Genomic DNA, 12,020 nt, shown 5'->3' with positions numbered 1-12,020 from the left:
GTATCTTCGCGCACTGAACGATCCCGACGCCACGTGCGTCTGCCCTGCGGTGGATGCACCACCTTCGCCAAACAAAGAGGCCCGGGATCGCTCCCGGGCCTCTTTGCATTCAATGGTGCTGCCGATTACTCGGCGGCTTCCTCGGCGATTTCCTTGCCGGTCGCCTGGTCGACGACCTTCATCGACAGGCGGACCTTGCCGCGCTCGTCGAAGCCGAGCAGCTTGACCCAGACCTTGTCGCCTTCCTTGACGACGTCGGTGGTCTTGCCGACGCGCTGGGCGGCGAGCTGGGAGATATGCACGAGGCCGTCCTTGGCGCCGAAGAAGTTCACGAACGCGCCGAAATCGGCGGTCTTGACCACGGTGCCCTGGTAGATGGCGCCAACTTCGGCTTCATCGGTGATCGACTTGATCCACTTGATGGCCGCATCGATCGAGGCGCCGTCCGAGGACGAGACCTTCACCGTGCCGTCGTCGTTGATGTCGATCTTGGCGCCGGTCTTTTCGACGATCTCGCGGATCACCTTGCCGCCGGTGCCGATCACTTCGCGGATCTTGTCGGTCGGGATGGTGATGGTCTCGATGCGCGGAGCGAACTCGCCCACCGTGGCGCGCGAGGTGTCGAGCGCCTTGGCCATCTCGCCGAGGATATGCTCGCGACCGCCCTTGGCCTGACCGAGCGCGACCTTCATGATCTCCTCGGTGATGCCGGCGATCTTGATGTCCATCTGCAGCGAGGTGATGCCGTCGGCAGTGCCCGCCACCTTGAAGTCCATGTCGCCGAGGTGATCTTCGTCACCCAGGATATCGGAGAGCACCGCAAAGCGGTCGCCTTCGAGGATCAGGCCCATGGCGATACCGGCCACCGGCTTCTTCAGCGGCACGCCCGCATCCATCAGTGCCAGCGAAGTGCCGCAGACGGTCGCCATCGAGGACGAGCCATTCGACTCGGTGATCTCGGAGACGACGCGGATGGTGTAGGGGAACTCTTCCGCCTTCGGACGCATCGGGTTGATGGCGCGCCAGGCGAGCTTGCCGTGGCCGATCTCGCGACGGCCGGGCGAGCCCATGCGGCCAGCTTCACCGACCGAGTAGGGCGGGAAGTTGTAGTGCAGCATGAAGTTCACCTTGCCGGTGCCTTCGAGGCTGTCGACGAACTGCTCGTCGTCGCCGGTGCCGAGCGTGGCAACGACGAGGGCCTGGGTCTCACCGCGGGTGAACAGCGCCGAACCGTGGGTACGCGGCAGGATGCCGACTTCGGCAACAATCGGGCGGACCGTCGTCAGGTCGCGGCCGTCGATGCGCGACTTGGTGTCGAGGATGTTCCAGCGGACGATCTTGGCCTGCAGGTTATGGACGACTTCGCCCAGGTCCTCGGCCGAGACGGTGCCGGCTTCGATCTGCGACGCATAGTGCGCCTTGACCTTGGCATTGGCAGCATCGACGGCGGCGTAGCGCTGCGCCTTGTCGGTGATCTTGTAGGCGGCGCGGAGGTCGGTCTCGGCCACCTTCAGCACGTCGGCTTCGAGTGCCGAGTAGTCCGGAGCGGTGAAATCACGCGGCTCCTTGGCGGCGAGCTCGGCCAGCTTGATGATGGCGTCGATGACCTTGCGCGAGGCTTCGTGACCGAACATCACGGCGCCGAGCATGATCTCCTCGGAAAGCTCCTGGGCTTCCGATTCCACCATCAGCACGGCGTCCTGGGTGCCGGCCATGACCAGATCGAGCTTGGACTCGGCGCGACGGTCGACGGCGAGGTTGAGGACGTATTCGCCATCAATGTAGCCGACGCGGGCGGCGCCGATCGGGCCCATGAACGGCACGCCCGAGATGGTCAGGGCCGCGGAGGCGGCGACCATGGCGAGCACGTCCGGGTTGTTCTCCATGTCGTGCTGCAGAACGGTGACGACCACCTGGGTCTCGTTCTTGTAGCCATCGGGGAAGAGCGGGCGGATCGGACGGTCGATCAGGCGCGAGGTCAGCGTCTCGTTCTCGGTCGGACGGCCTTCACGCTTGAAGTAGCCGCCCGGGATCTTGCCGGCGGCGAAGTACTTTTCCTGATAGTTGACCGTCAGCGGGAAGAAGTCCTGACCGGGCTTGGCGGATTTCGCCGAAACGACGGTGGCGAGCAGCACGGTCTCGCCGAGCGTGGCGAGCACGGCGCCGTCTGCCTGGCGGGCGATCTTGCCGGTCTCGAGGGTGAGGGGCTGGCCGCCCCAGTTCAGCTCAACTTTGTGGTAGTCGAAGTTGATGGGCATATCGTTGTCTTTCCATTCTGCCGGAAAGAGCGGGAACGCGGGGGCGTAGCCACCCCGCGAACTCTTCCGGTGTGCCAGCCGCCCGCCGCACCCCATGTGCGACTACGGCCCAAAATCGGCACGGTTCCGCGCTGACACCCTCCGGTCGGGGAGGGGCGGAACATGGACAAGACGATGAGCCGCTCATGTCTCTGGGAAAGAGGGTGCATCTGCACCGTGAGCGGCCGATGATCTCGCCATGCTCCGCGTAGTTCGTCAGCCTACGCAAATACCCGGCAGGTCTGCCGGGGTGGACCCGCGAGGCGTGCCTCGTGGGTCCAAGTCATAGTCGCAGCCCAGCCTTAACGGCGCAGGCCCAGACGCTCGATGAGCGCCTTGTAGCGCGCTTCGTCCGACTTCTTGACGTAGTCGAGGAGACGGCGGCGCGTCGAAACCATCTTCAACAGGCCACGGCGCGAATGGTTGTCCTTGCCGTGCAGCTTGAAGTGTTCGGTGAGATTGGCGATGCGTTCGGAGAGGATCGCGACCTGAACTTCCGGCGAGCCGGTATCGTCCTTCTTGGTGGCGTAATCCTTGATGAGCGCAGTCTTCCGCTCTGCGGTAATCGACATCGGAAAGGTCCTTTCAAACAGAGGATCATCGGGACGCTGCCACCCGGGATGTCGTCCAGGTGGAGCCATGAATAAGCGCCGGCCGGGCCGGAACTCGGGCGCTCTATAGGGGAAAGGGGCCGAGAACGCCAGTTATTTGTCGGAAGCCTGGGGTTCTGCCGCGCCGTTGAGGCTGTCGGAAGGATCGAGCGAGCTCAGCGGAATGGTGAAGCGCCATTCGATGCCGAGCTCGTGCACCTCGCGTTGCACCTCGCCATTGAGCGAGCGGCCGACCATGTTCTCGAGCACGGTGGTGCCAAAGCCGCGGCGCGGCGTGGCCTCGGCGGGAGCATTGCCGCTTTCGTGCCAGATAAAGCTTACCGCATCGCCAACCCGCTTCCAGGTCAGCTCGAGCCGGCCGCCATCCTTGGCGAAGGCGCCATACTTCACCGCGTTGGTCGCCAGTTCATGCGCCGCCATGCCGAGAATCTGCGCCGCCTGGGCGTTGAGCCGCAGCGACGGCCCGTCGACGATCACCCGCTCGCCATCGACCGGGCAGAACGGATCGATCTGGCTGACCAGCAACTCCTTGAGATCGACGCCGGCGACGCCATGCGCCAGCAGCAGGTCGGTCGAACGGGCAAGCCCGAAGATGCGGCGCTCGAAGTTCGAAACGAACTCGGGCACCGTATCGGCGCCGCGCGCCGTCTGCTTGGCCATGGCGGCAATCACCGTCATCTGGTTCTTCGAACGGTGCGCCAGCTCGCGCATCAGGAAGCGCACCTCGGTTTCGGCCGCCTGGCGGCGGCGCGACGCATCGCCGAGCGCGCTCGATACGGTTTCGATCTCCTCGATAGGGAAGGGACGGGCTTCGACCGGCTGGCCGGCGCCGAGGCGCTTCGCGTCAGCCTCGAGGCCATGCACCGAGCGGCCGATCTGCAGGCTGACCCCATAGACCACGAGCACCACCAGCGCCGCCAGCAGCACGCCGCCGGCGAGCAGCGACCAGAACGCGTCGGCCAAAGGCTTGGCCACAACGGCGCGATCGGCCCAGGCCACCAGCGTCCAGCCGGTGAGGGTCGAGCGCTGCGCCACCACGAGGTAATCCTTGCCCTCGGAAACGAGGCTGCGCCAGCCGGCGGTCGAGCCCAGCTCGTCGATCGGCGCGAGGTTGAAGGCATCACCGGTATTGCCGCCCTGGTCGGCGGCGGCGATGATCACGCCCTTCCTGTCGACCAGCGCCACGTGCCAACCCTCCGGCATGCGGCTCGCCAGCAGAGTATTCGACAGCTGGCTGGCGGCGCGGCTGAAGCCGAGGATCAGTGGCTGCTGGTTGGCCGGAAAGATCGGCTGCAGGATGTTGACCACCCATTGCTGCGACACCCGGCCGAATACCGCATCCGAGATCGCTACGTCACGGCTGTCGAAGGCCCGCTGTGCGGTTTCGACATCGCCGATCGGATTGGCCTGCTGTTCCGCCATCGGAACCCGAGTGGAGAGGTCCGAGGTCATGTCCGGGTGGACGAGGTAGACATAGGACGAGGTGTTCTCGAGCGCCACGCTGACCCGGGCGTGGAACTCGGGATAGGCGGCCGGGCTGAGCGGCGGCGTGGTGGCGAGGACGCGCAACGTGGTGATGTTGGCGTTGATCTCACGATCCACCGCCTGGACGATCGAGCGGGCATTGCCGGTGATCAGCGTCTCGACGACGCGCTCCTGCGCCTCATTGTTGCGCTGCAGCAGGATGGCGGAGAAAACAAAGGCGGGAACCAGCGCCACCAGCGCCAGGACGAACAGGTAGACGGCAATCGGCCGGGCGATAGGCCCGCGACGACGCGTAACAACGCTGCTCTCAGCCGGGCCGGGCCCGTCAGCCATCAAACACCCCGGCGGTAATCAACCCAAACCCCTGTGCACTGCAGTGCACGAGAACGCCCAATATCACCATTGGTTCCGGTGCTTGGGCAAGAATTGTCAGACGATGACGCGCTGCGGTTTGAACATGCCGGCCTCGACCCGGCCCAGCGCCACCGCAACGCCGGCGCTGCTGGCCCAGGCACTGTCGAGCGCGATCGGCGCCGAGGCGCCGCCGAGCAGCACGGGGTTGCCATGCCGCACGGCACTCACCTGGTCAGGGGTGAGCCGGATCTCGGGCAGCAGCGACAGCCCGGCGGAAACCGGCAGCAGCAGCGCATCGCGATCCGTAGCGGCCTCCAGCGTCGCGAGCGTCACCGCCCGCGCCGCATCGAACGGGCCGACGGCAGTGCGGCGGAGTTCGACGACATGGCCATACGTGCCGAGCTGCCGCGCCAGGTCGCGCGCCAGGGCCCGCACATAGGTGCCCTTCTCGCAGGTCATTTCCAGCCGGCTGATGTCGCCCTGATGTTCAATGAGCCGGAGCGCCTCGATATAGACCGGGCGCGCCGCCAGCTCGACCACCTCGCCGGCGCGCGCCAGATCATAGGCGCGCTCGCCATCGACCTTGATGGCGGAAAAGGCCGGAGGGGTCTGCATAATCTTCCCGGTAAAGCCGGGCAGCGCGGCGAGTATCTCGGCCGCGGATGGCCGCACCTCGGAACGGGCGCTGACCTCGCCCTCGGTATCGTCCGTGGTGGTCTCCTCGCCCCATTTGATGGCGAAGCGGTAGACCTTGGTGCCGTCCTGCACGGCGGGCACGGTCTTGGTCGCCTCACCCAGCGCGATCGGCAGGATGCCGGTCGCCAGCGGGTCGAGCGTTCCGGCATGGCCGGCCTTCTTCGCGCCGAACAGCCAACGGAGCTTCCCCACCGCCTGGGTGGAGGTCATGTCATAGGGCTTGTCGAGAACCAACCAACCGGAGACGTCGCGCTTCTGGCGCTTCTCGGTGGTCAATCTTCGTCCTCATCCTTCGCGATGTCGCGCTGCACGCGGTCGGAGCGCAGCAGCGCGTCGATCTTGCCGAACTCGTCAAAGGTGTTGTCGACGAAAAAGCGCAGATCCGGGGCGAACTTCAGATCGAGCTCGGGCGCCACGCGGCCGCGGATGAAGCGGTGGTGACGGTTGAGCGCCGCGACGATTTCCTCGGCGCCCACCCCGCCGAGCGGCATGATGTAGGCATTAGCGAGCTTGAGGTCCTGCGTCATGCGGACCTCGGGCACGGTGATGACCTTGCCTTCAAGCAGCGGATCCTCGATCTCGCCGCGGGCGAAGACGCCGGAAAGGGCGTGGCGCACCAGTTCGCCGACACGCAGCATGCGCTGGCTGGGACCGGTGGGCTTGTGGGTGTCGCGTTTCATCGGGGTGAGTTAGGCGCTTGGCGGCTTTCCGTCAACGGTAGCGGCCCCTGGTGGGGTCGCGGCCTTCCCCTCGATCAGCCGCTCGAGCCCGTCGAGGATGCGCTCCAGTCCGAAATCGAAGGCGAGATCGTGATCGCCAAGCCCGTAGAGTTCGCCGACCACCGCGCCCACCCGGCTCGCCACCGGATAGGGTGAGAAATCCATGGTCTGGAGGAACGGCTCGATGGTGTACCACCACTCGTCGTCGCTCATGCCGGTCTGCGCCTTGACCATCTTGGCGCGGACCACGTCGCGCACCGCCCCATGCACATAGTTGGCGACGAGGATGACGCACAGATCCATCTCGACTTCGCTCAGGCCCAGCCCATCGAAGACACTGAGGAAGTTGTCATAGGCGCGGATGGTGTTGGGGCCGAGCACCGGCCGGTGCGTGCCGATCTGCAGCGCCCAAGGATGGGCGAGGTAAAAGCTGCGAAAGCTGCGCGCCACCAGGGTCACATTGGCCCGCCAGTTGGCCGGGTGAAAGTCGGGGGTGGTGGGTTCCCCTGCCTGCCCGGTCGCGACGGCATCGAGCATCAGGTCGAGCAGCACCGCCTTATCCGGAATGTGGGTGTAAAAGCTCATCGGCGAGATGCCGACCGCTTCGGCAACCCGGCGGGTCGACACCGCACCGATCCCTTCGGCGTCGGCAATGGCAACGGCCGCCGCCACCAGCTCGGCGACGCTGAGCCGCGATTTTGGCCCGCGTTTGGGCGCCGGGGCCCGGCCCCACATCAGTTCCAGCGTCCGGATCGGATCGCCCAGACCGGCAATTTCCTCGGCCATCCAGCCTCCATAAAATAACTCTTTACAGTGTACAGGATTGGGTCTATCCAAACCCCGTACACTGCACAACGTTATATCCGCGCCCCGCGAAAGTCGAGATATCCATTCGGACATCCGGCGCGCGTGTCGAAAACCAGTCTGCTGACACGTCATGTCAGCAGGGCTGGATAGGCTTGTCCCAAGCGACTGTCCAACGTGAAGAGAACTGAGGAGTGAAGCAATGATCCATGCCCGCGGACTGAAGCGCAGCTTCAAGACCAAGGAAGGTGTGGTGGAGGCGGTGCGCGGCCTCGACCTTGATGTGGCGGAGGGCGAGCTGGTGGCGTTCCTCGGCCCCAATGGCGCCGGCAAATCCACCAGCGTGCGCATGCTGACGACGCTGTTGCCGCCCACCGAAGGCGCGGCGAGCGTTGCCGGCCATGATGTGCTGCGCGACGCCAACGCCGTGCGTCGCCGCATCGGCTATGTCGGCCAGGGCGCCGGCGCCGGCGGCTACAACAAGCTGCGCGACGAACTGCTGACGCAGGGTGCGGCGCAGCGGATGAGCAAGGCCGACTCGGCCCGGCGCGCCGACGAGCTGATCGGCATGCTGGAGCTCACCGGACTCGAGAAGCGCACCGGCATGAGTCTGTCGGGTGGGCAGAAGCGGCGCGTCGATATCGCGCTCGGCTTGATGCACAGCCCAAAGGTGCTGTTTCTCGACGAGCCCTCGACCGGGCTCGATCCGCATAGCCGGGCGAACCTCTGGGAGCACATCCTCAGGCTCAGGAAGTCGACCGGCATGACGATCTTTCTCACCACCCACTATCTCGACGAGGCCGATTCAATGGCCGAGCGGGTGATGATCATGGACAATGGCCTGGTCATCGCCAACGACACGCCGGAGCGGCTGAAGGCCAACCTCGCCGGCGACCGCATCACCATCGACGCCGACAACTCGCTGGTTGCCGCCGAGCTCGCCGCCAACCTCCCCGAGGCCCGCGAAATCAGCCGCGACGGCGCCCGGGTCGGGGTCACGGTGAAGGGCGGCGAAGCGGTGCTGCCGGAGTTCATCCGGGCGCTGGATCAGCGTGGCGCGCGCGTTCTCGCCGCCAACGTCCGTCGGCCGACGCTGGACGACGTGTTCCTCGGGTTGACCGGCCGCTCGCTGCGGGAGACCGCGGCATGAGAGGGCCATTCGCACCAATAAGAGGGCGAGGCTCAAGCAGCGTTGCCGCTCCTCGTTTCACTCGGATCGCGCAGCCAGCGGCTGCGAACCCCTCATCCGGCGCTGCGCGCCACCTTCTCCCTCAAGGGGAGAAGGAAGGGTGGTGGGTACGGATCGCGCCATCGCCTCTCTTCCCCTCTCCCCTTGAGGGAGAGGGTGCCTCGCGTAGCGAGGCGGGTGAGGGGCAGTACCAAATGGAGATTCACCCATGACCTTCTTCCGTGACGTCGCCACCTCGTTCACCCGCGAGATGAAACCCACCCTCGCCGATCCCTCATGGATGGCGTTCGGGCTGGTGCAGCCCATCCTCTACCTGGCGTTTTTCGTGCCACTGCTCAATGTCGGCGGTTCGACCGCCGAGGCGCTGCAGTGGTTCGTGCCGGGGATGATCGTGATGCTGACGCTGTTCGGCACCGCGATGGTCGGCTGGAGCCTCACCGAGGAACTGATGAGCGGGGTGCTGGAGCGCTTCCTCTCTACCCCGATGAGCCGACCGGCACTGATCTTCGGCCGCTCGCTCAAGGAGATGTTCCCGCTGGCGCTGCAGGCTCTGGCCTTGATCCTCCTCGCTTGGCCGTTCGGGCTGGCGCTCTATCCGATCCAGATGCTGTTCGGGCTGGCGCTCTTGGCGCTGTTCGGGGCCGGCGTGGCGGCGCTGTCCTATGCGCTGGCCATCGCGGCACGGCACAACACCTCGCTGTTCTACATGGTGAGCCAGTCGGTGGCGCTACCGCTGATGCTGCTGGGCGGAGTGCTGCTGCCGATCGAGAGCGGGCCGGGCTGGCTCTATATCGCCAGCCGCTTCAACCCGCTGACCTACCTGATCGAGGCGGAGCGGGCGCTGTTCGTCGGCGAGCTGTTCAGCACGACCGTCCTCTGGGGCGTGCTGGTGGCGCTCGGCACCGCGGTGGTCGGGCTCAGTATCGGCGCGCGGGCGATCAGGAAGGCGAGCCTCTAGCTATGATCCTCAACCACCTCAACCTCGCCGTCACCGACGCCGGCGAAGCGGCCGACTTCCTCGTCAGCTATTTCGGCATGCGACGGGAGCCGGGCGGCAACAAGAACTTCGTCGTGCTGCGGGACGATGCCGAAATCGTGCTGACGCTGATGAAGGACAAGCGCACCGCCTATCCGGGCAATTTCCACATCGGCTTCATCCACGAGTCGGAAGCCGACGTGGACGCCCTGAACCAGCGGTTGAAGACCGATGGCTTCGATGTGGCGCCGCCGGAGCGGCATCATGCCTGGACGTTCTATGTCGAGGCGCCCGGCGGCATCACGGTCGAAGTGCTGGCCTGAGTAAGACAACGAAAGGAATGGCCGATGAACGACACCAACATCCCCGTCCTGCCGAGCCGGGCCATCGAAGACAGCCCGGACCAGGCACGGGCGCTGGCGGCGCGGATCGAGCTCGCCGTGGCGATGGGACAGCAGCAGGTGGCGGAGGAGCTTTACCGCCGCCTGCTGGCACTGCCGCTGTCCGAGGCCGAGCGCGGGCGGATGCACGCCGAGTTCGCGGTGCTCGATCGGTTGGCATGAGGGGTTGCCAACCTCCAAAAGTCTATTTAACTAACTGGTAAAGTACGAAGAGGGTCAGCATGTACGGTTCGATCAAAATCCGCGGGGCGCGGGAGAACAATCTCAAGAACGTGTCGCTCGATATCCCGAAGCGGAAGATCACGGTGTTCACCGGAGTGTCGGGCTCGGGCAAATCCTCGCTGGTGTTCGGCACCATCGCGGCCGAGAGCCAGCGGCTGATCAACGAGACCTATCCGGCGTTCGTGCAGCAGTTCATGCCGCATTACGGCCAACCAGATGCCGACGAACTCGAGAATATCTCGGCCGCCATCATCGTCGACCAGCAGCGGCTGGGCGGCAACTCGCGCTCCACCGTCGCCACAGTCACCGATGCGGCACAGATGCTGCGGGTGATCTTCTCACGCTCTGCCGAACCAAAGCTCGGTGCGCCGGGGCTCTATTCCTACAACGACCCGCGCGGCATGTGCCCCGACTGCGAAGGCATCGGCCAGGTCGCGGCGATGGACATGAGCGCGGTGGTCGATGAGTCGAAGTCGCTCAACCAGGGCGCTTTGCTGCCCAAGGATTTTGCCGTCGACAGCTGGTGGTGGGAGATCTTCAACAATTCCGGGCTGTTCGACATGGACAAGCCGATCAGCAAATACAGCGCCGAGGAGCGGGAAAACCTGTTCAACCTCGACGATGGCCGGAAGATCAAGGTCGGCAAGATCGGCCTCACCTATGAAGGCGTGGTCAGCAAGCTGAAGAAGGGGCTGGGCAGCAAGGACCCGGAGAACCTGCAGCCGCATGTCCGCGCCGAGTACGACAGGATCTTCACCCGCGCCACCTGCCCGGCCTGTGGTGGCGCCCGGCTCAATACGGCGGCGCTCGGGAGCAAGGTCAACGGCAAGTCGATCGCCGAGTGCTCGGCGATGCAGGTTTCCGACCTCGCGCCGTTTGTCCGCTCGATCGAGGCACCCTCGATCAAGCCGATGATCGCGGCGCTGGCGGCGCGGCTCGAGAACCTCGTCACCATCGGGCTCGGCTATCTGAGCCTCGACCGCGAGAGCTCGACGCTGTCGGGAGGCGAAAGCCAGCGGGTGAAGATGGTGCGCCATCTCGGCTCGTCCTTGACCGACATCACCTATGTGTTCGATGAGCCCAGCGTCGGGCTCCATCCGCACGATGTGGCGCCGCTCGCCGGGCTGATGCAGCAGCTCAGGGACAAGGGCAACACGGTGCTGATCGTCGAGCACAAGCCCGACATGATCGCCATTGCCGACCATGTGGTCGATATGGGCCCGTTCGCCGGCAGCAAAGGCGGCGAGATCGTCTACGAGGGCGATTTCGACGGACTGCTCAAATCCGGCACGCTGACCGGCAACCACATGAAAAAGCACCAGCCGATCAAGGCCGATGGCCGCAAGGCCAGGGGTCAGCTGAAGATCGCCAATGCGAAAACCAACAACCTGCGCGATGTGTCGGTGTCGATCCCCGAGGGCGTGCTCACCGTGGTCACCGGCGTTGCCGGCGCCGGCAAGAGTTCGCTGATTCAGGGTTCGCTGCCGGCCGCCTACCCCGACACGGTGATCATCGATCAGAACCTCAACCGCGGCTCGTCGCGCTCCAACACCGCCACCTATACCGGCATCCTCGACACGGTTCGCAAAACCTTCGCCAAGGCCAACGGCGTCGACGCGGCCTTGTTCTCAGCCAACTCGAAGGGCGCCTGCCCGGACTGCAAAGGCCTCGGGGTCACCTACACCGACCTCGCGCACATGGATCCGGTGGCGAGCGTCTGTGAGACCTGCGAGGGCAAGCGCTTCACCGAAGAAGTGCTGCAGCACAAGCTGCGGGGCAAGGCGATCAGCGACGTCTACGAGATGAGCGTTTCGGAGGCGACCGAGTTCTTCACCGAGCCGGCCATCGCCAAGATTTTGAGGGGGCTCGACGATGTCGGGCTCGGCTATCTCACCCTGGGGCAGCCGCTCTCCACCCTCTCGGGTGGCGAACGCCAGCGCCTGAAGCTAGCGGCAGAGCTCGGCAAATCCGGCAATATCTACGTGCTGGACGAACCCACCACCGGGCTCCACATGAACGACGTCGACACCCTGATCGGGCTGTTCGACCGGCTGGTCGACGCCGGCTCGACGGTGATCGTCATCGAGCACAATCTCGACGTGATCAGCCGGGCCGACTGGGTGATCGACCTCGGGCCCGGGGCCGGCAATGACGGCGGCAGCGTGGTGTTCGAAGGGACGCCGACGGGCCTGCGCGGGGCGAAGGGCAGTCTTACGGGAGCGGCACTGGCGGCTCGGGGGTAGGCGACGAAGGCGCTGACTGAGGC

General features: G+C 65.3%; 11 protein-coding genes. 5 read left to right on the top strand and 6 right to left on the bottom strand.

All coding sequences use genetic code 11. The annotated features are described in order from the left end of the window. Positions 1 to 125: 125 nt before the first annotated feature. The 6 genes from pnp to VW23_RS03760 form a co-directional block, all read right to left on the bottom strand. A complete protein-coding gene (gene pnp / locus VW23_RS03785; RefSeq protein WP_069908260.1) occupies positions 126 to 2,258 on the bottom strand; it encodes a polyribonucleotide nucleotidyltransferase in 2,133 nt (710 codons plus the stop codon). A gap of 341 nt (positions 2,259 to 2,599) precedes the next feature. Beyond that, positions 2,600 to 2,869: a 30S ribosomal protein S15 gene (gene rpsO, locus VW23_RS03780; RefSeq protein WP_055874294.1), complete on the bottom strand. Its 270-nt coding sequence runs from the start codon at positions 2,867 to 2,869 to the stop codon at positions 2,600 to 2,602. Between the two features lie 132 nt (positions 2,870 to 3,001). Continuing rightward, entirely contained in the window at positions 3,002 to 4,726 is a 1,725-nt protein-coding gene (locus VW23_RS03775; RefSeq protein WP_069908259.1) for a sensor histidine kinase, read from the bottom strand. 96 nt (positions 4,727 to 4,822) lie between these two features. Further along, positions 4,823 to 5,719, bottom strand: a complete 897-nt coding sequence (gene truB / locus VW23_RS03770; RefSeq protein ID WP_069908258.1) for a tRNA pseudouridine(55) synthase TruB — start codon at positions 5,717 to 5,719, stop codon at positions 4,823 to 4,825. Then, positions 5,716 to 6,123, bottom strand: a complete 408-nt coding sequence (gene rbfA, locus VW23_RS03765) for a 30S ribosome-binding factor RbfA (RefSeq protein ID WP_069908257.1) — start codon at positions 6,121 to 6,123, stop codon at positions 5,716 to 5,718. The genes truB and rbfA overlap by 4 nt, the downstream gene beginning before the upstream one ends. Before the next feature lie 9 nt (positions 6,124 to 6,132). Beyond that, the gene (locus VW23_RS03760; RefSeq protein ID WP_069908256.1) at positions 6,133 to 6,948 is read right to left on the bottom strand and encodes a TetR/AcrR family transcriptional regulator; all 816 of its coding nucleotides are present in this window, start codon (positions 6,946 to 6,948) and stop codon (positions 6,133 to 6,135) included. A 220-nt stretch (positions 6,949 to 7,168) separates the two neighbouring features. Here VW23_RS03760 and VW23_RS03755 point away from each other — a divergent pair, with 220 nt between their 5' ends. The 5 genes from VW23_RS03755 (at position 7,169) to VW23_RS03735 (ending at position 11,997) form a co-directional block, all read left to right on the top strand. Next, the gene (locus VW23_RS03755; protein WP_069908255.1) at positions 7,169 to 8,116 is read left to right on the top strand and encodes an ATP-binding cassette domain-containing protein; all 948 of its coding nucleotides are present in this window, start codon (positions 7,169 to 7,171) and stop codon (positions 8,114 to 8,116) included. A 247-nt stretch (positions 8,117 to 8,363) separates the two neighbouring features. Next, positions 8,364 to 9,113, top strand: coding sequence for an ABC transporter permease (locus VW23_RS03750; protein WP_069908254.1), 750 nt, complete (start codon positions 8,364 to 8,366; stop codon positions 9,111 to 9,113). 2 nt (positions 9,114 to 9,115) lie between these two features. Beyond that, a complete protein-coding gene (locus VW23_RS03745; protein WP_069908253.1) occupies positions 9,116 to 9,454 on the top strand; it encodes a VOC family protein in 339 nt (112 codons plus the stop codon). A gap of 24 nt (positions 9,455 to 9,478) precedes the next feature. Beyond that, positions 9,479 to 9,694, top strand: coding sequence for a hypothetical protein (locus VW23_RS03740; RefSeq protein ID WP_069908252.1), 216 nt, complete (start codon positions 9,479 to 9,481; stop codon positions 9,692 to 9,694). A gap of 59 nt (positions 9,695 to 9,753) precedes the next feature. Next, complete coding sequence (locus VW23_RS03735) at positions 9,754 to 11,997, top strand: ATP-binding cassette domain-containing protein (RefSeq protein ID WP_069908251.1); 2,244 nt, start codon at positions 9,754 to 9,756, stop codon at positions 11,995 to 11,997. Positions 11,998 to 12,020 lie beyond the last annotated feature (23 nt).

Source organism: Devosia insulae DS-56 (genome assembly GCF_000970465.2).
Taxonomy (GTDB): domain Bacteria; phylum Pseudomonadota; class Alphaproteobacteria; order Rhizobiales; family Devosiaceae; genus Devosia_A; species Devosia_A insulae.
Note: the sequence above shows the minus strand (reverse complement) of the source record. Positions and strands in the feature narration are given on the sequence as shown.

Coding starts and splice junctions, on each gene's coding strand:
- VW23_RS03745 (WP_069908253.1), top strand. CDS start 9,116: ATGATCCTCAACCACCTCAACCTCGCCGTCACCGACGCCGGCGAAGCG.
- rpsO (WP_055874294.1), bottom strand. CDS start 2,869: ATGTCGATTACCGCAGAGCGGAAGACTGCGCTCATCAAGGATTACGCC.
- pnp (WP_069908260.1), bottom strand. CDS start 2,258: ATGCCCATCAACTTCGACTACCACAAAGTTGAGCTGAACTGGGGCGGC.
- VW23_RS03735 (WP_069908251.1), top strand. CDS start 9,754: ATGTACGGTTCGATCAAAATCCGCGGGGCGCGGGAGAACAATCTCAAG.
- VW23_RS03740 (WP_069908252.1), top strand. CDS start 9,479: ATGAACGACACCAACATCCCCGTCCTGCCGAGCCGGGCCATCGAAGAC.
- VW23_RS03750 (WP_069908254.1), top strand. CDS start 8,364: ATGACCTTCTTCCGTGACGTCGCCACCTCGTTCACCCGCGAGATGAAA.
- VW23_RS03755 (WP_069908255.1), top strand. CDS start 7,169: ATGATCCATGCCCGCGGACTGAAGCGCAGCTTCAAGACCAAGGAAGGT.
- VW23_RS03775 (WP_069908259.1), bottom strand. CDS start 4,726: ATGGCTGACGGGCCCGGCCCGGCTGAGAGCAGCGTTGTTACGCGTCGT.
- rbfA (WP_069908257.1), bottom strand. CDS start 6,123: ATGAAACGCGACACCCACAAGCCCACCGGTCCCAGCCAGCGCATGCTG.
- VW23_RS03760 (WP_069908256.1), bottom strand. CDS start 6,948: ATGGCCGAGGAAATTGCCGGTCTGGGCGATCCGATCCGGACGCTGGAA.